This is a genomic window from Ignavibacteriales bacterium (genome assembly GCA_016700155.1).
Taxonomy (GTDB): Bacteria; Bacteroidota; Ignavibacteria; order Ignavibacteriales; family Ignavibacteriaceae.
The window spans coordinates 1,961,671-1,980,636 of record CP065001.1 but is presented as its reverse complement, the minus strand read 5'-3'; the positions used below and the strand labels follow the sequence as shown (position 1 = coordinate 1,980,636).

The window sequence follows — 18,966 nt, the reverse complement described above, 5'->3', positions numbered from 1 at the left end:
TATAAAGCAAGATTATATCACTTCAACAAAATCATTTTCTTTACTTGCGAAAAATCATTTGCCTGAAGTCTGTAGAAATAAACTCCCGAACTTACTTTCTGACTGAAGTTATTTGTTCCATCCCAGGTGATCTCATATCTGCCTGCGGATTTATAATTCTCAGACAGAGTTTTTACAAGTTCACCGTCTACACGATATATTTTTACAGTTACAAATCCGGGTTCCGGAATTGCATATCTTATCTTCGTCTCAGGGTTGAACGGGTTAGGATAATTCTGTTCAAGTGAATAATCATCAGGAATTACTGACGCAATATCTTCTTCATCTTTAACATCTGTAACAACAGGAGTCCTGGTAGTGAACTTGATTGCAAATTCACTTACAAGCTCGTTAGCAGTTACATCATAAGTTTCATCGAACAGGTAAAGAAGTCCCACATCCTGAGTATTGTTCTCAATACCAACCGTTATGCTGCTCGGTTCTTCAACATCTTTATACTGAACGATTATTTCACCATCGCCGGTTGGTGTAGGATAATAAGCCGGGTCAAGAAGAATAATCTGGAATGTTTCAAGTTCATCTTCAGCGTTGAAGTGAGGTACCTTACTCCATTCGGCAATAAACCTGTTGTTTGCTGCATCGTAATAGTAAAGAAGTTTTGCTGTTGCGATTGTTTCGTTCCTGAAAAGATCATCCCAGAACCCTGCAACCATGTTATTTATAGCATCGTTGTTCGGAAGAACTGTATTTGCGAATGCAGTCTGTGTACCGCTGCCGAATGCAATCCATCCATCACTGCTTATTCTTACCTGTGTATAATCATTGCCATAATATCTGAACGTAAACGGCAAAGTGACTGTCTGTGTAAAATCATTAACTCCGCTGGGTTTAGGTATTTGAGTTCCTGTTCCATCAATCTCAAACCAGTTGTATTGCGGAGCCTGAGTCCAGAGCGCATCAGAACTCGAATAAGCATAATAACCGTAGGCGTCAGGTCCGGTAACATCGAATGCTGATGGCATTGCCACAGGTAGCATAAATGATCTTTCTACAGTGTATGGATAAAATCCATTTTGTGTTTCAATGGTTACAAACAATTCAGCGTTATACTGAACCGGGCATTGCTCAGAAGCCGAGATTACAAAATAATCTGATTCGTTGACCACAGTACTGTCTTTCAGGATCGTACCAAATGTTCCTGTTGAATCTGTGATAGTTATATACTGATCAGATGTTGAGATTTTAGCAATCACATCCGGTGCAATGTCGTCTCCTGTGTTTGATATGTTTAATTTCAGTTTGACTGTTTCGCCCGGATCAATTCTGAAGTTTCGCAAAATGTTTCCTTCATCATCGATCAAAAGTTCGGTGAAATCGAGTTTACAGCCATGAACTTTAACATTGTAGAAATAATCCCATGTGGATGTCATGCTTTCTACATGTAAATGAAAAGGTATTGTTGTTCCAATCGGGCAATCAGGCTGAACAAAAAATTGAAATGGACTGCCGGCACTTGAGTCGCTGGGCTGAATATTCCCGAATAGAACAGGATCGCTTGTTAGAATTTGCACTGTTGTTATTGTATCAGGAATTGTAAGAGTTGCCTGAACATTATTTGAAATTATTGTTCCGAAATTTTTCAGCGTATAATTCAACACACCCGTTTCATTAGGATTAATTAATCCATCCTGGTTGCCATTAAGATCTGTTAAAACAGGTGCACCGTTGGGAGTGATATTTTCTGAACCAATTGTAACAATAATTGTACTCACAACCGGTATAACATTTCCGCCGCAAACAGTGACGTTTAATGTATCAATTGTGGCCGGAGTAACATCAAGAAGTGCAACACCATTTATATCAGTCAATCCTATTACATAAACACCATTACCGGAAATACATATCCTGGCACTATCAACAGGCAATCCGCTCACTGAATCTACAACGGATATTTGTACCTGATTAAATCCGATAAAAACTGAATCTGGTTTGGAAACTGTTACTGGCTTAGGGATGTCTTTCCATACGTGAAGACTCGGATCACCAAGTATGCAGTATATTTTATAATGATGTTCTACTGCAACGTTGTTTCCGTAAACATTGAACATATAAAGTTTACCACGCAGTAGTGCTTCACCGGGACTATCCATACCTTCCACGAACATTCCGGTGTAAATACCTTTATCAATTTTATTGTTGTAAGTAGTATGTGTGTTTGAGGTAGGTCCGATGAAAGTCACACCGCCTCTTGGTGCTGTTGGTGTTCCCTGTTCAAGCCAGGCTTCACCAAATGAATTATTACTAGAATGAAATCCCGCAACACCACAGCCAATGCTTGTTACGAACGTTAGTTTTCTTCCATTGTTAAGGCTGTTCACATTTTCCGTTTGGAAAGGTGTACAGGAAGCCCACCATCCGCTGTACCATCCCTCACCGCGATAATTTAGGAAACCTCTCCCCTGGTTTATTGCTGCTATAACATCATCAAGATCATATAGACATGGATTTTTACTCATCATTGTATCAACAGATGTGAATCCCCCGTTTTCGCGCATAAGTTGAGCCGTAAATCTTTTAACATCTGCCTGAGATTGATAAGCATCATTTGAACAGACTATCCCTTTTTTGTACCAGGCATTGTCAACTCTTTCAGGTTCACTTTCATACCTAAGCAGTTTACTAATTATTACCTGCAGCCTGTAATCTTCCTGGTTAGTAAATCTTCCGATCATCATTTCAGGGAAGAAATCATTTCCTTCCAGTTCAACAAAATAATCTTCATTCGGAAACGTATAACCATCATAAGGTGAATGCCATGTCTGGTACGGCGCAATATTCTGCGGACTGCCAGCATCACCAACAAGTAGAATATGGGTCGGCGCATCTACCCAGGTCGTATAGACATTTAGTATGTAGTTTTTAACTACTTCCGGTGTATTTCCTGTCGCGCCAATATCACTGAATTTTGTTATTACAATTTCAGTTCCGGTTTTTTGTTTCCAGTCGGCATAAGTTTGAAATGTGTTAACAAAAATATCAGGCATGATGCACATCATAATGTTGTGTCCTTCAAGACGCCCGCCGTAGCGTGCATTTAACACTTCATCATAATTAAAAATGAAACTCCTGTAAACTTTATCAAATGTTGGAGCAATCTTTCTCTTAGGAGTTGTCTTCTCATTTACACCTAAACCGGCGCTGTATTTTACTCTTACTGTTATTGAAGAGTAAGATTCAATTTCTTTTTTTGCAGGTGAATATCTTATAGGAAAAACTGAAACCCTTGCTATACGGAAATCTCTGAATACGGATGGTTCTTCAACACTTGCCAGAACTTCCGGGTACAACTCACCCGATGAATAAAATTTACTATTCTCGATGTAATCGGTTTCGGGATCTCCTTCTTTCCAGCTTTCTCTTGAAGGGGCGATGTCAACGTTTTTATAAATATGCTTCTCACCAAGTTCCAGAACTTCGACACTTACTATTCCTCTGTCAGGTATTGCAAGTACTTTAGCTATATGTGGAATTTCAGGCAAACCTTTTTCTGAAGTAATACCTTCATCATCATCTATACTGATTGAAGAGTATGTTTTTCCGTTAGCATTAAATTGCTGAAGTAAATAGCCCGGAATGTCAATCTTAATAACTGTTCCGGATGCATCATCGCTTAATAAAGTTACGGCTGGATTTGTAAATACGGATGTTTTATTATCGATTGAGATCCATTGAGCCTGAGAAAAAGTATTGAGTAAGAAAATCGAAACAATAAATAGATAGATCCTGGTTTTGTTCATATCATCTCCTGTTAATTACAATACAGAACAAAAAATTGATTTCGTTAGTAAGTGAAATGCCAAGGGAACCTGCAAGGGCAATATTTACAGCGGTTCTTTAGTCGGGGTTTGATAAGATTGATTTGCAGAATGATAAGTTCATATTTCCCACTAATTTTTATATATGAATAAGCATCTATTTATAAATGCTTTTGTGCTGTTCAAAATTAAGTATATGAAATAATATATCAAACATTAATTATAAATTGCGTGCCGTAAGGTTTCCTGATAAAAAATGAAATAATTGAATTACCCGATGGAAGACTGTTTAAATCAAGTAAAATGTGCATGCACTTTTCATCCGGTAAGAAAGAACTTACCCGGACAAAATACTTGAAAGTGTTTAACTGAAGAGAGGTGAAATAATAATATTGTTAGTCCAGACAGATCATTACAACCTGCGATGTTTCAATAAAATCAAATGTATTGAAGAATTCAGCCCAGGCTGCGTATGATTTCTCCGGAACATCTAAACTGACATACTTATCATGTTCCTTGATACTCAGAATTTCAAAGTGTTCAATTGATTCAAATCTTTGCCTCTCTTCTTCAATAGATTTTTCACCTGACAAAACAAATTGCATTATCAATGAATCACTATTTGTTAAGTGGTTAAAAAGATACTGGATTGTTTGATCGTTCTTGAAATAATCCGACCAGGATTTGTAACTACCTGAATCAGCATATATAACAAAATCACTTCCTAGCTGCGTGTAACTGATTTGTACCGAATCAAATTGCTGAAGGAATGGAACTACAAATCCATAACTGCAGGTATCAACAAAATCGATATAAATTCCTGACGGTGAACACCCGTAATAAAAATAATTTTCAGGTTCAACGGGATTCTTATTTTCACTGCAGGAAACTAAAAAGAAGCAAACAAAATATGGTATTATAGTTTTCATGATTATACTTCTTCAGTCGGCAATAACACTTAATAATTTTCTGATCAAATTAGATTTTTGTAAAATTAAACCGGAAATTTTATCGATTTTAAATTCTTCACAGTAAATTTGAATAACGGGACACATACCAAAATCACCTTCAATGTATTGGGTTACGTACAATCTGTATATAAACTTTTCTCCCGAATTCTGAAATTCAGTGTACAATATTTTATCGTTCCCTAATTGATGATTATAATTAAACCATAAATATTCAATAAGCTCCTTAAATGAATATTCATCAAGGGGACGTCGATTAAAATACCCGAGTGTATCGGTTTTATTAAACTTATCATTTAAACTCAGGTCAATGTATGAGCATTTATGAACACGGAAGTAAAGTACATATTCGCTTTTATTGTTAACTCCCCATTCTTCAAAATACTTTTCAGTTTCGTTAAAATTGTATAAGGTCAGTTCTGTTGAAAGATCAATCCATTGTTTTGCTTCGATGCTGTCTTCAGTACATAGTTCTCTCCATTGACCCGGGAGAAGTCCTGTACTGATTGTATTGATATAATAAATATTTTCATATTGATTTAATTGTTCGATATAGAATCCGACGGGAAATTTCTGCCCTTCTTTACAAAATGTTACTATTGTCGAATCATCATACGGGATGATATTCAAACTATCTACAAATACCGTTTTTAGATTACACCTAGGATTATTGGATGGTGTTTCAATTTTTTCCTGAAGGATTTGCTCATTACAAGCAATGTGGACAATCAGAAATAAACCGTAAAATATTACCCTGATTTTGTACAAAGTTATACCCAATCATTACTTTAAGTAACTTATAAATGAAACCACTTAATGTCAATATCAAATTATTCTCGGGACATATTCAGTAATATGGAACAGAAATTTGATCTCAACCATTATTAAAAAATCTATTCTGCTTTCATTACCGTAATCAGTTCAGCTTCAAGTGCATTTACTTCACTATAAAATTTTTTTAGTTCGGAATATTCTTCAACCGGGAAAGATGTTTTGTTAATAATAAAACTCGATGAGAAAGTCATCTGATTATCCTGCACTATTGTTTCCCTTGTATAAACCGCTCCGTTATCTGCTGTATTTATAGTGATGTTTTGAGGATAGTCAGAAAATTTGAACCCCTGTGGAATGGAAATATTAACTTTAAAGTGATTCTGTCTTCGATACATAAAATCAATGTCAAATTTTCTGATATCTTCTGTAAAGGGATTTTGTTTCACTTTTCCCAGAGTGTATGGACTAAAATAAATCACTTTGTCGGATACCTGTGAATACGTAGTCGAATAAAATCTTCCGTCAAATACAATAGCTTTGTCGATTGTATCTTTATTGGTAACTTTAACATCTATTAATTCAACACCTGAAGCAGATGATTGAACCAGGCTCTTTAAATATTCTTCAGTAGAATTTAACTCTAATATTTTTTTTCTTGAATCAAGAGCCGAGTATTCCTCATTTGTAATTCTGAAAATTCCATTAATGCTTCCGTTAACATTAATCTCGAAGCTTGCCAGTTTAATGGTGATAGCCTGACCGGTCGGAACTATTCGTATCCATTCCACGTCATTGGGGAGAATCAATAAAGCCAGATCAGTTAGTTCATTTTCAGGTAAGAGATAATGAGGTCTTAATTGATCAGTAGCATCAAGAAGATATTCACCAGCGACAGTTTTAACATAAACAACAACAGTATTGAACTGATCAATTATAGGATAATCTGTATATATTGTGCCTTTATCGCGTGTCGCTAATATTACAGGATAAAATTCAATACCGGCTTTCTTCAGCATAGCAGCAAGTACAAAATTAAGATCGCCTGTATCGCCTTTCTTAGTTTCAAATATTTTTTGCAGGTCACTGGCGTAAATGCTGTAGTGATTGTTCCAGGTAAAATTTTCGTTAACATAGTCATAAATTTTAAGCATTATTTCCTGCTCTCCACTGGATTCTGACCTGATCTTTTTTACGATTTCAGCTAGCTCATCAGGACATTCAAGCCGTTCGCCAAAACTTTCTAGTTCCATCAGTTCTTTGCCAAGTTCTTTCCAACTTTGTGTTACTTTTTGTATTGAGGAAAAAGGAGGATCATATGCGGCTAATTGGTATATAACTTTTGAATATGCATCTCCGGGTGACTTCATGTAAAACTCTTGATTGACTGCCGGAAGATCTTTCATAACATATCTTTTTGTAAAACCGTTTAGCGTTAGAGCTATATCATTCGATTCCGTTATTGTATATGATTTATTAAAATCATTTGTTTCATTAATAAAGAAAGGATGAATCTGCTGTTCGAATACAGCAAACCTGTATATGCTGGGAACATCCGTCTGGTACTCACTCCATAACACTGGAATTTCTTTCTGAAAGATCCATCTAGTTGGAAAATTATAGATGGAAGGCGTTCTTTTTTTGTAGAAGTACTCGATAATACAACCGGGCTGTATAGCCGGAAAAGTAAATCCGCTATATGAAAAATCTTTGGAATACTCCACAGGAAAAATATCATCGGAATCTAATTCTACAGTTACAACTTTTCCATTTTGATCTATGTAGGCAGTTACACCTTCAACTTCTATTAGTGTCTCTTTTCTTCTGCCTTCTCTAAAGGGTATTCGTACCGTCGCATACTTATAGCCTTCGGTTGATAATATTTTAATTCTCCGGTGTTCAGAGATAATTAGTTCCAGCTTTTCATTGAAATAGATATGACCTTTTTCAAATAGTACAACGGCAGGGATATTTGGATCAGCTTCAAAAGTAGTTTTTGAGAAATCACTTAAAGTAAATTCGCCGAATTCAACTTCCATTTCCTCTTGACTCTGTGCTGTCGAACTAATAATGATCAACAAAATTATTATGTATATAAATTGTTTGAAGACAGATTTTTTCATTTCAATATTCCTATGATCTTTCTATCACTTTATAGTTAACTGAATTAATCTTATAAAAAAATGTTCAGTCCAATTGCGAACTTTATAGTACGTTTCATTATCTCATCATCCGAGTAATATGATCGGTAGACGCCCGTTAATAGCATACTGTCAAATGTATAACTTAAAGCAGACTCCAACGCCACACTATTGGTTATAAAGTAATCCAGACCAAACACTACACCGATTTTCCGTGAAATTATCATCGCATCAGTTTCGTCTGGCATTGTCTCCCCGTATAAAAAGGAAAGTTCTATGAAAGGGTGAATAATATTTTTTCCAATATAAAATCTTGTCATTGGTCCTATTCCCCAGGTCGTAATGCTGTATGCATCCGTGTCATTCTTCTGATACTGAAGGTTAATTCCAAGCGCAAAATTATTTATAAAGAAATATCCGATTTGAGGAGTTATGCTAAGTTCGGTCTGCTTGCCATCAGAGTAATCCTGGGATGAGGATGAGAATGATAAAGAACCTGCTACATTATAAGTTCCTTTTTGTATTTCTTCCTGGGAAAATGATGTGATTGTAAAGAAAAGGATTGCGAAAATTATTGAGATTAATTTCATAGAATGCCCCATATTTTATGAGTTTATTATCATGGAGGAAATATACAGGCAGGAAGAAACATTACCTGAAACACGAACAATTAATTCTTTTTCGTCGCCCATATAGCCCCAAAATATTTATTGGTCAACTTAAGTTTTGGAAGGATAAACTACAACGATATTATTATTTGTTAGCAGTAAACTATTGCTTAGCAGGCATCAAAGTAATTCAATTTTTATTTTTTTGATTCGAGGTATTCTTTTATTGCAGCCGCGTTGTTATGAACTAATTCCTTAGATGAATACAGGAATACGGTGTTTGCACTTCCAATAAATTTTATCAGCTCATTTATACTTTCCCGCTTACTTCTAAGTTCTGAAAAGTATTTTTCTTTGAACTCCAGCCAGTTCTCAGCATCATGTTTGTACCACTTTCGCAATTCATTTGACGGTGCAAGTTCTTTTGCCCACAAATCAATCTTGGCATTTTCCTTTTTTATACCCCGAGGCCATAATCGGTCAACAAGTATTCTTTTTCCGTCTGGCGTACTATTCTTATCGTATATTCTTTGAATAGATATTTTCATGATTAATTACAAAGTAGTTATAGTATTTATATAAATTATTTTTTTTATTTATTTATTATTTAAGAACATTATCGCATTGATAATTTAAAGACTTCAATCTCATCGCCAAGACATTGGTTTGCAGATTTTCTCCATTCAACAAGTACATTGATAGGGAAAACCGGATTTGACAGATCAACATTGCTTCCGGCTGGTGCTGAATAGAACCTGTAAGTAGAATTATCAATAACTATAAAAAATCCTCCGCAGCAGGAACACTCCCGCGTATCAACTGCTGTTATTACTGCTTCGCTTGTCTGTTTGCTGTCTTCAGTATCTGAACAATTGATTGATAACGCGAATAACACCGCTGAAATAAATATTATTCTCTTCATATGAATACCCTTTAGTTACATAAATGTCACCTGATACCGAAACAATTGCAAGATTAAAATCCGGTATTATATTCAGAGTATAATTCCCGCAAGAAAAAATAACATTAATGCAATGGATGCAGCAAAAATCGCATACGGCAATTGAGTTTTTACATGATCAATATGGTCACATGCACTTGCCATTGATGATACAATTGTTGTATCAGATATTGGTGATGAATGATCGCCAAAAACACTACCACTTAATACTGCAGCGACCGCGAGTGAAACGTCAAATCCCATATACTGCGCTGATGGCACCGCAATGGGAATCATTATTGCAAAAGTTCCCCAGCTCGTGCCGGTTGAAAAAGAAATAAATGCAGATGCCGCGAACAACAATGGCGCAAGCATTGATTTATGCAGGAACATATTCACAACTGATGCAACATACTCCCCTGTTCCTAAAGTTCTGCAAGTGCTGCCAATCGAAAATGCAAGTGTCATAAGTATTGCGAGCGGGATCAAACCTGCCATTCCTTTTAGAGTTAAGTCCATAATTTCCTGCAATGAAAATATTTTCTGAACCATTGATAGAATACCAGCGACAAATATTGCAGCCATCACCGACCATAACACAGAAGTTGATCCTGAACCCGCAGTAATATCACCATCACCTGTAATAAGAAGGCTTACTGGCATCATAATTATCATTACAACAATGGGAGCTACCATATTAAATGCTTTATGCCGAATTCCTTTTTTTGCTTTAACTGATACAACATCTTCTGATACAAGCGGAACAGCTCCGTCAGCAATAGTCTTTCCTTCGTGCTGTGATCTATGTTCAGCTTTTTTCATAGGTCCGAAATCACGATAAGTGAAAGCGATAAATGCGGCGAACAATACACTTACAATTGCATAAAAGTTAAGTGGAATTGTATTCAGGAAAACAGTTACTGAATCACCGACATTTTCTTTTTCAAGAAGACTTACCACATATGCACCCCAGGCATTGAGCGGAATTAAAATACAAATGGGTGATGAAGTTACATCACAAAAGTAAGCAAGCTTTTCACGTGAGATTTTGTACTTTTCAAATATTGGGTGAGATACAGCGCCTGTAACTAAACACGATATGCTTGATTCAATAAATACAAAACATCCGACAGTAAATGCTAACAACGAAGCGCTTCTTCTTGACCTGATCAAGTTTTTCCTGTGAATGAAATCGATAAAGCCCTGAACTCCGCCATTGGAATGAGTGATAGTTATCAATGAACCAACCAGTGCACAAAAGATAACAACTTTCGTGTTGCTTTCATCTTTGAATACATCGATGAGTGATTGAATAGCAAGAGCAGTTCCGTTAAAAACATTTCCTTCAGATAATATTATCCAGCCTGTTAGAATTCCCACGAACAATGATAAAAATACCTGGCGCGTTTTTATTGCAAGTGCAATCGCCAGTACAGGCGGAAGAATTGAAAGCCAGTTATGTTCCATAGTTTTTCGTTTAGTTGAACCGAAACTAAAGTTATATGATTCAATATGCAATAATGTTTTTAGTTCAAGTAAATCTTAATTAAATTGAAATCAATAAATGAATTTAATTCCAACAACTTCTCTTAGTGTTTCTTAGTGAACTTAGTGTCTTAGTGGTGTTTTTTTTACCACTTAGACACTTAGAACACTTAGGTTCACTAAGTATTAAATAAAAATATATGTCTAAAACATTTGTCATAGTTGATGCGCTTGCAATAGCCTACAAATCATACTTCGCATTTATTAACCGTCCGCTGACTAACTCTAAAGGTGAACCGGTTTCCGCAATATTCGGATTTATGAATGCGCTTTTGAAAATTCTTGAAGATCATAAACCTGATTACATAGCAGTTGCATTCGATTCAAAGGAAAAAACTTTTCGGCACGAACAATACGAACATTATAAATCATCACGACAGGCTATGCCGGAAGATATGATTCCACAAATCGGGAAGATCAGGGAATTTGTCGAAGTGTTGAACATCCCGGTTCTCATTCAACCCGGTTATGAAGCTGATGACATTGTTGGTACTGCCGTAAAGAAAGCTGAGAAACTCGGACTTGAATCTTTTGCAATAACACCTGATAAAGATTACTTCCAACTTGTAACCGATAAAGTAAAAGTAATTCGTCCTGGCAGGTCTTCAGATGAACCTGTGTTGTATGATCGTGAAAAAATAAAAACTGATCTTGGCTTTGAGCCTGAGCAGATGATCGATTACCTTGCTCTCATTGGTGATACATCAGATGATATTCCTGGTGTGAAAGGTATTGGTGAAAAAACTGCAGTGCCGCTTATACAGGAATTTGGTTCGATTGAAAATCTTTATGCGAATATCGATAAAGTTACTAAGGAAGGAACACGTACTAAATTAATCGCGAACAAAGAAAATGCTTTTCTATCCAAACAACTTGCGAGAATACATTGTTCTGTTCCGATGGATATCGATTTTGATAAAGCAAAATTCAAACAGCCGGACATTGATAAATTAAAACAGGTGCTTCTTGATCTGGAATTCAAAACTCTATATACACGGTTAATGAAGTTTTACAGTGTTGATTCATCTGCACCGGAAGAAAAGCCAGTTTCAATTATCCAGGAAAAAATCGTTGAGGAAAAACCCGTTGTTGTTCACGACAGTAAAAGTTCAAACTATAAGCTTATAACTACAGTAAAAGACGCAAAGAATTTAGCGGCTGATCTTAATAAAACTGATCTGTTTGTCTTTGATACTGAAACCGATGGACTCGACCCGCTTACGCTTAATCTTGCCGGTGCATCTTTTTCAACGAAAGCTGGTGAAGGGTATTTTGTTGCGGTCAATCCTGTTTCGAAAAAGGGTGACTTGTTTTCCAAAGAAGTTCAGGACAGACTGCCTCTTACAGACTTTGTAAAAATCTTCAAACCTGTTTTTGAAAATAAGAAAATCAAAAAAGTTTGTCAGAACGGTAAGTTTGATATATCAGTAATGCGTAGTGCAGGTATAATGGTTGAGAATTTTTATTTCGATACTATGCTCGCAAGTTATCTTATTGACCCTGATCAGAAACATGGTATGGATGATCTCTCACAGAAGTATCTTAACTATAAACCAATCCCGCTAAGCGATCTTATCGGTGCAAAGAAAGATCCTTCAAAAATATTTGAAGTTGATGTTAATCAATTATCTACTTACGCGAGTGAGGATGCGGATGTTACATATCAGCTTTATGAAGTACTTAGTAAAGAAATTGAAAAAGAAAATTTACAGAAAGTCGCTTATGAAGTTGAGTTCCCTCTCGCTCCTGTTCTTGAAGATATGGAGCGCGAAGGAATTAAAGTTGACAAAAAAACTTTAACAACTCTAAGTAAGGACCTTGAAAAACTACTCGACAGTTTTTCAAAACAAATATTTAAATCCGCCGGTGAGGAGTTTAATATAAATTCACCACAGCAATTACAGAAAATTCTTTTCGGTAAATTGGGATTAGCAAAAGGTAAAAAAACAAAAACAGGATTTTCAACTGATGCCCGTTCACTTGAAAACTTAAGAGGTGAACACGATATAGTTGAACACATACTTGAGTTCAGACAGGTACAGAAATTAAAATCAACTTATACTGATGCACTTGCCGGACTTATTCATCCATCAACAGGAAGAATACATACAAACTTTAACCAGACAGTTGCTTCAACGGGAAGATTGTCAAGTGTTAATCCTAATCTTCAGAATATTCCGATAAGAACCGAACGTGGTAAAGAAATAAGAAAAGCCTTTGTCCCAAGAGATAAAGATCATTTGATCATCAGCGCAGATTATAGTCAGATTGAGTTGCGTATAATGGCGAGCATCTGCGGTGATGAAGGATTGACAAAAGCATTTAAGAAAGGCGAAGACATTCACCGAAGCACCGCGGCACTTGTTTTCCAGGTTGATCCGAAAGATGTAACTGCGGATATGAGACGCAAAGCGAAGGAAGTTAACTTCGGAATTTTATACGGCATCGGTTCATTCGGTTTGAAGACACGCCTTGGTGTTTCTCAAACTCACGCAAAAGAAATCATCGATACTTACTTTGGCACTTTCAAACGTGTTAAAAATTTTATGGATGATTCGGTACGGAACGCACGAGATAAAGGTTATGCTGAAACGATCATCGGACGAAGAAGATTCCTGAAAAACATTAACAGCAACAATAGAGTTCTTCGTCAGTTTGAAGAGCGTGTCGCTATCAATATGCCTATACAGGGCACTGCTGCTGATATGATAAAACTCGCGATGATAAAAATTCACGCTGCTTTGGAGAAGAAAAAGTTCAAAACAAAAATGGTATTGCAGGTGCATGATGAATTGTTGTTCGATGCACCGAAAGATGAGATAGATGATGTTCAGCCTTTAATAAAAGAACTGATGGAGAAAGCACTTCCAATGAATGTTCCTATTCTTGTTGAGACGGGAGTTGGTGACAACTGGCTCGATGCACACTAAGTAATGTACAATTTAGAATTTACAATCCGCTGCTGGTGGATGATTTTGCATAAGTCTTTTTTTGTCAACCTGAACTTGTTTCAGGTTCTACTTGTTAGCAAAAACTCATTTCAAGATTCCGAAACAAGCTCAGGACAAGGATATTGCTACAGTTTGTGGAAACAGACAAGATAAATAATTGGGGGAGTTAAATTGAAATGAAGATTGATAAGTCGAACATAAAAAAAATCCTTTGTATTAAACCGCGTGGTATTGGCGATATAATCTTATCAACTATTACTCTTGAAAATCTTCATAATCATTTTAAATATGTGAAGATAGATTACCTCACAGAAACTTTCGCAAAAGATTCATTGATAAATCATCCTCTTGTTAATGAAGTTCTGACAATGGGTAAAACTGAATTCCCGCTAAAAGTCGCTCTTCGTCTTCGCAAAAAAAAATATGATATGGTTATTGATCTATGGTCTAACCCACGCAGTGCGCAAATTACTTTTCTATCCGGCGCTAAATACAGAGTTGGTTTTGCTTACCGTGGACGCAAATATGCTTACAATATTCTTGCAACTTCCGGCAGAGGTGATTATCATTCGGCTGAACATAATCTTGAAGTCCTGAAACCGCTTGATATTCCCGTAATTTCTAAAAAAGTTTCATTTTATCTTTCCCCTTCTGATAAAGAATTTGGTAAAACATTTTTTCAGGAAACATTCTCGGATGTAGAAAATGTAATTGGAATTATTCCTGCCGGAGGCTGGGCATCCAAAAGATGTGATGCAGAAAAGTGGATAGAAATCTGTAAAACTTTAGATAAAAAATATAAATGCAAATTTCTTATCCTCTGGGGTCCGGGTGATGAAGTTGATACTGAGAAGATAATTAACTCATTGGGCTCGCAGGCTGTTAGAGCACCTGAAACCGACCTTAATAAAATGGCATCATTGATAAATGAATGTGACATCATTTTGGCAAATGATTCAGGACCAATGCATATATCCGCTGCACTGGGTAAACCAACATTGGGAATTTTCGGTCCGACAAATCCTAAAAACCACGGACCATATTCCGATAATTCTACTTTTGTGATTAAAGAAGATCTGTTTTGTATTATTTGTAACAAACTTGAATGTCCGTATAATCACGAGTGTATGAAGGAACTGGATGTAAGTAAAGTTCTTGAAAAGGTAGAATTAATCAGTAATGGTAAATTAAAAGTACGATAGTCTATTTATGAGTTACCGCAGCGAGAAAATTCAGTAAAGCGTCGGAATAATTTTTTAGTAAATAATTTTCCATCACGTCATTGTAAGCTTTTGCAGCAAACTCTCCTGCTAAAAATTTATCCTCGGAAAGTTTTAATATTGCATCCTTTAACTGATCGGGTTTGTTGATATCGAATAAAACCCCGTTCCGTTTATCAACTATAAACTCATTATTACCGGGAATATTTGAAGCAATTATCGGAAGCCTTGCTGCACCTGCTTCAAGCAGTGCTAACGAAAATCCTTCCGAACGCGAAGTTAAAAGAAAAATATCCATGGCGTTATAATACTCCCACACATTTTCAACATAGCCCGGCATTATTAATTTTTCTTTTGGAATATTAAATGAGGAAGCGAAATCAATAACTTTACTTTTATCACTTTCAGGTATCCCGATTAATAACAAGATAAATTTATCATCAAGTTCTTTTATAGCTTCGAATAAAATATCAAATCCCTTCCGTTCTTTATGAAACCATGTTGACATTCCAAGAACGATTTTATCTTTCAGACTAAGACTTTCACGAATTTTCTCTCCTGAAATTGCAGAAAGGTTCTCAGGTAAAGTGATGGAATTTCTAATGACTTTCACTTTATTTTCTTTAATTCCTGATGAAGTAAGACTATCGGCAACACCCTGACTGCAGGCTATGAGATAGTCATAATACCTGTTATAAATAAATGGACCTATGATAGGAACAGTCTTACTAATGTTATGCCTGTACCCGATATTTATAAATGATTTTTTGAACTGACGTTTTAATTCAATACCAATTTTTCTGTCTAATGAATGATGAGAGATTACAACAGCGGGATGTTCAGCCGAAAAAACCGGTAATATCTTTTTTAAGATTTCATTTAATTTTTGATTGGAATTAATTGAATGGACAATGAGGTTGTCTTCTGTAGCTCTTTTTTCGGTTAGAGAATTTTCAGAGACGAACAGATGCACAATGTGACCGGTATTCATCAATAATCTTGAACTAACCAATGCTACTTTAGAACTTCCTGCATAACCATCGCCAAAACTAAATTGAAAAATCGTCATTGATAATTACAGGTTAACCTTAAAAAATTGTTTGTTATATTTCTAACATAAAATTAAACTTAATTCAATCAAAAATAATTATATGCTAAACGAGATTCCATCCTGTAAAAGATTTAACGGTTATAAACCATGTTATCCCGATCACGATTGCTGGAAAGATGGATGCAAAGATAATCTACCTGTTGGGACCAAAATTCTGATTATTAATCTGGATGCAATGGGTGATGTTCTGATGACAACGGCACAACTTGTTTCCCTGAAAAGGAAATTTCCGGTTTCAACAATCCATTGGGTAACCCTTAAGAATGCTGCACCGCTCCTGAAGTACAACGAATTCATTGACCAGGTTTTTGTTTATGATGCCGAATCCATTTCAATCCTGTCTCACATCAAATACGATTATGTGATGAACGTTGATAAATCGCAGCGTTCCTGTGCGCTTTTAAATACTGTTAATGCAGTTCACAAGCTGGGATTTGGACTAAATGAAGATGGAAAAATAATTCCTGTAAATGATGGAGCAGCCTATAATTTTGAACTTGGAATGAATAATCATCTGAAGTTTAAAGTGAATCAAAAAACTGGGCAGGAATACCTGGCAGAAACTTTTGAAGTTGAATATTCAAGAAATGACTATGTGTTTAAATTTTCGGATGATGAGATTAAGTTTATTGAAGACTATAAATCTTCAGTTGGAATAACATCTCCTGATAAAGTTATCGGATTTAATACAGGTTGTTCAGAATTATTTCCAAATAAAAAAATGACTGTTGAACAGCATGTAAATCTTATTCATAAATTATTGAAGAAAAATATTTACAAAATTGTTTTGCTTGGCGGACCAGAAGACACAATCCGAAACAATGAAATTTATTCGCACTTTGAAGGCAGAATAATCAACACTCCAACTACAGGTGGAGTCAGAAAAGGAGCTTGTTACGAAGCTATTCCCGACATTGTGATAACTGGAGATTCATTTGGAATGCACCTGGCAATTGCGTTAAAGAAATTTGTCATAGCATGGTTTGGGTTAAGCTGCTGGACAGAAATTGACTTGTATGACCGGGGGATAAAACTATTTCAAGAAGAATTATCTTGTTCACCCTGCTGGAAAAAACAATGTCCTTATGATCTCGAATGTATTAAAATGATAGATCTGGTTAGAATAGAAGCTGAGATTGATAAATATTATTCTATGCATAGTTAAAGAAAATACAATGCAATTAGAAAATATCTTTCGGGATGCAAAAAAAAAGAGAAGACCACTTCTTCTAGATGGTGCTATGGGTAGTCTGCTTGAATCTCGAAAATTTGCAAAAAAAGATTTACTATGGAGCACAAGAGCAAATATTATATCCTCTCCGGAAGTATTAAAAATTCACAAAGCATATATTAAAGCCGGGGCTGATATCATCACAACTAATACTTTCAGAACTAATCCATCGACCTTGGAGAAATCAGGTATAAGTAAAAAAGAGAATTATATTAGAACGGCAGTCGATTTAGCCAAAGAGGCTTCAGAAAATAGAAATGTACTCATTGCTGGTTCTAATCCTCCGGCAGAAGATTGTTATCAACGAAATAGAACTCTTAGCAAAAAAAAACTTGAACTAAATCACCATTATCATATTACAAATTTATGGAATTGTGGTGTTCACTTTATATTAAACGAAACACAAAGTCATCTTGATGAAATCGAAATTATTGCAAAGTACTGCAGTGTTAATCAAATACCTTTCGTTGTGAGCTTATATGTTCTTCCGGATCTAACCTTACTTTCAGGAGAAAATTTTTTCAAGGCACTCGAGGTATTAAATGACTATTCTCCACTAGCTATATCTTACAATTGCATTGATTCCAAGACATTTAGTCTAGTCTATCCAATAATCTGTAAATCAACTTTATGGGGAGCATACTTAATTGTTTTTGATTCGAAAAAAAAGAATAACTCAAGAATTACACCATCAGCAATTGAATATTCTGAAATAACAAAAAGATATTTACCCAAAAATCCTTGCTTGGTTGGCAGCTGTTGTGGTTCAAGCCCGCTTTTCACCAAATACCTAAGAAAGATGATTGATGCAAACACTTGAAAGACATTGCCCGGCAAAGATAAATTTAGGACTCTATGTAACCAAGAAAAGATCAGATGGTTATCATAATATTGAAACGATTTTTTATCCAATTAGTTTATCGGATAAATTAATAATAGAACTTAACAATACTACTCTTTTTAGATGCAACCTGAACATACTTGAGACCAAGGACAATTTGATTGTCAAAGCAAAAAATGAACTTGCATCGTATGTAAATCTACCATTGAATTGTCATATAAGTTTGGAGAAAAATATTCCTATAGGCGCTGGATTAGGTGGTGGAAGTTCTAATGCAGCAACGACGTTATTAATGCTCAATGAATTATTTGATTTAAGATTATCAAAAGAAGAGTTAAAAATAATTGCATTAAATCTTGGGTCTGATGTGCCTTACTTTCTCAATCCAGTTCCCAGCTATGGAACATCACGTGGCGAAGTGTTAAGTCCGGTCAATTTAAAAATTCTATACCCCATTGTAGTCATTAACCCAGGAATTCATATATCCACCAAATGGGCATACCAGAATATTAGTCCAAAGCCAACGCAGGCTTTTACTAAAATATTTGAAGTGGAGCATCAATTAAACATTTCTAAACTTCAAAACGATTTTGAAGAAATTGTCTTTCAACAATACCCTCAGATCGCAAAAATAAAAAGTTCCTTACTTGAAAGAGGTGCATTGTATTCATCAATGAGTGGCAGCGGTTCAACTGTTTTTGGTATTTTCCCCGAGATTAGTATAGCTAAAGAAGCTATTAAGAATTACCCTGAGAACTATTTTGCATACTTACATTCCGACGAGATGTAAAACTAAGTAAATCACAATAACTTAAATTATTTAT

At 35.6% G+C, this 18,966-nt stretch carries 14 protein-coding genes; 5 read left to right on the top strand and 9 right to left on the bottom strand.

Annotated elements, in window-relative coordinates; all coding sequences use genetic code 11:
* Nucleotides 1-17: 17 nt before the first annotated feature.
* The 8 genes from IPM56_08225 to IPM56_08190 all read right to left on the bottom strand — a co-directional run bounded on the left by IPM56_08225 (nt 18) and on the right by IPM56_08190 (nt 10,710).
* On the bottom strand, nt 18-3,797 hold the full coding sequence (locus IPM56_08225; GenBank protein ID QQS37911.1) for a T9SS type A sorting domain-containing protein: 3,780 nt from the start codon (nt 3,795-3,797) through the stop codon (nt 18-20).
* A gap of 413 nt (nt 3,798-4,210) precedes the next feature.
* On the bottom strand, nt 4,211-4,744 hold the full coding sequence (locus IPM56_08220) for a hypothetical protein (protein QQS37910.1): 534 nt from the start codon (nt 4,742-4,744) through the stop codon (nt 4,211-4,213).
* Nucleotides 4,745-4,756: 12 nt separating this feature from the next.
* Nucleotides 4,757-5,413, bottom strand: a complete 657-nt coding sequence (locus tag IPM56_08215; protein ID QQS37909.1) for a hypothetical protein — start codon at nt 5,411-5,413, stop codon at nt 4,757-4,759.
* 263 nt (nt 5,414-5,676) lie between these two features.
* On the bottom strand, nt 5,677-7,677 hold the full coding sequence (locus IPM56_08210) for a DUF3857 domain-containing transglutaminase family protein (GenBank protein ID QQS37908.1): 2,001 nt from the start codon (nt 7,675-7,677) through the stop codon (nt 5,677-5,679).
* Between the two features lie 50 nt (nt 7,678-7,727).
* Nucleotides 7,728-8,285 (bottom strand): hypothetical protein, encoded by a 558-nt coding sequence (locus tag IPM56_08205; protein ID QQS37907.1) that lies wholly within the window; start codon nt 8,283-8,285, stop codon nt 7,728-7,730.
* Between the two features lie 215 nt (nt 8,286-8,500).
* Nucleotides 8,501-8,851 carry a DUF488 family protein gene (locus IPM56_08200; GenBank protein QQS37906.1) on the bottom strand — a complete coding sequence of 117 codons (351 nt, stop codon included), beginning with the start codon at nt 8,849-8,851 and terminating at the stop codon, nt 8,501-8,503.
* Between the two features lie 68 nt (nt 8,852-8,919).
* On the bottom strand, nt 8,920-9,225 hold the full coding sequence (locus IPM56_08195) for a hypothetical protein (GenBank protein QQS37905.1): 306 nt from the start codon (nt 9,223-9,225) through the stop codon (nt 8,920-8,922).
* Nucleotides 9,226-9,297: 72 nt separating this feature from the next.
* Entirely contained in the window at nt 9,298-10,710 is a 1,413-nt protein-coding gene (locus IPM56_08190) for a sodium:solute symporter (GenBank protein QQS37904.1), read from the bottom strand.
* A gap of 218 nt (nt 10,711-10,928) precedes the next feature.
* Between IPM56_08190 and polA the strand changes: the two genes are divergently transcribed.
* The gene (polA, locus tag IPM56_08185) at nt 10,929-13,718 is read left to right on the top strand and encodes a DNA polymerase I (GenBank protein QQS37903.1); all 2,790 of its coding nucleotides are present in this window, start codon (nt 10,929-10,931) and stop codon (nt 13,716-13,718) included.
* 197 nt (nt 13,719-13,915) lie between these two features.
* Complete coding sequence (locus tag IPM56_08180; protein ID QQS37902.1) at nt 13,916-14,941, top strand: hypothetical protein; 1,026 nt, start codon at nt 13,916-13,918, stop codon at nt 14,939-14,941.
* 1 nt (nt 14,942) lies between these two features.
* On the opposite strand, the gene IPM56_08175 is transcribed toward IPM56_08180, so the two are convergent.
* Nucleotides 14,943-16,028 carry a glycosyltransferase family 4 protein gene (locus tag IPM56_08175; GenBank protein ID QQS37901.1) on the bottom strand — a complete coding sequence of 362 codons (1,086 nt, stop codon included), beginning with the start codon at nt 16,026-16,028 and terminating at the stop codon, nt 14,943-14,945.
* Nucleotides 16,029-16,110: 82 nt separating this feature from the next.
* On the opposite strand from IPM56_08175, the gene IPM56_08170 reads away from it, so the two are divergent.
* From IPM56_08170 to ispE, 3 genes are read left to right on the top strand one after another with little or no spacing between them, the layout of a single operon-like run.
* Nucleotides 16,111-17,235, top strand: coding sequence for a glycosyltransferase family 9 protein (locus IPM56_08170; protein ID QQS37900.1), 1,125 nt, complete (start codon nt 16,111-16,113; stop codon nt 17,233-17,235).
* A 10-nt stretch (nt 17,236-17,245) separates the two neighbouring features.
* The gene (locus IPM56_08165; protein ID QQS37899.1) at nt 17,246-18,121 is read left to right on the top strand and encodes a homocysteine S-methyltransferase family protein; all 876 of its coding nucleotides are present in this window, start codon (nt 17,246-17,248) and stop codon (nt 18,119-18,121) included.
* On the top strand, nt 18,108-18,932 hold the full coding sequence (gene ispE / locus IPM56_08160) for a 4-(cytidine 5'-diphospho)-2-C-methyl-D-erythritol kinase (protein ID QQS37898.1): 825 nt from the start codon (nt 18,108-18,110) through the stop codon (nt 18,930-18,932). The genes IPM56_08165 and ispE overlap by 14 nt, the downstream gene beginning before the upstream one ends.
* The last annotated feature ends 34 nt before the right edge of the window (nt 18,933-18,966 follow it).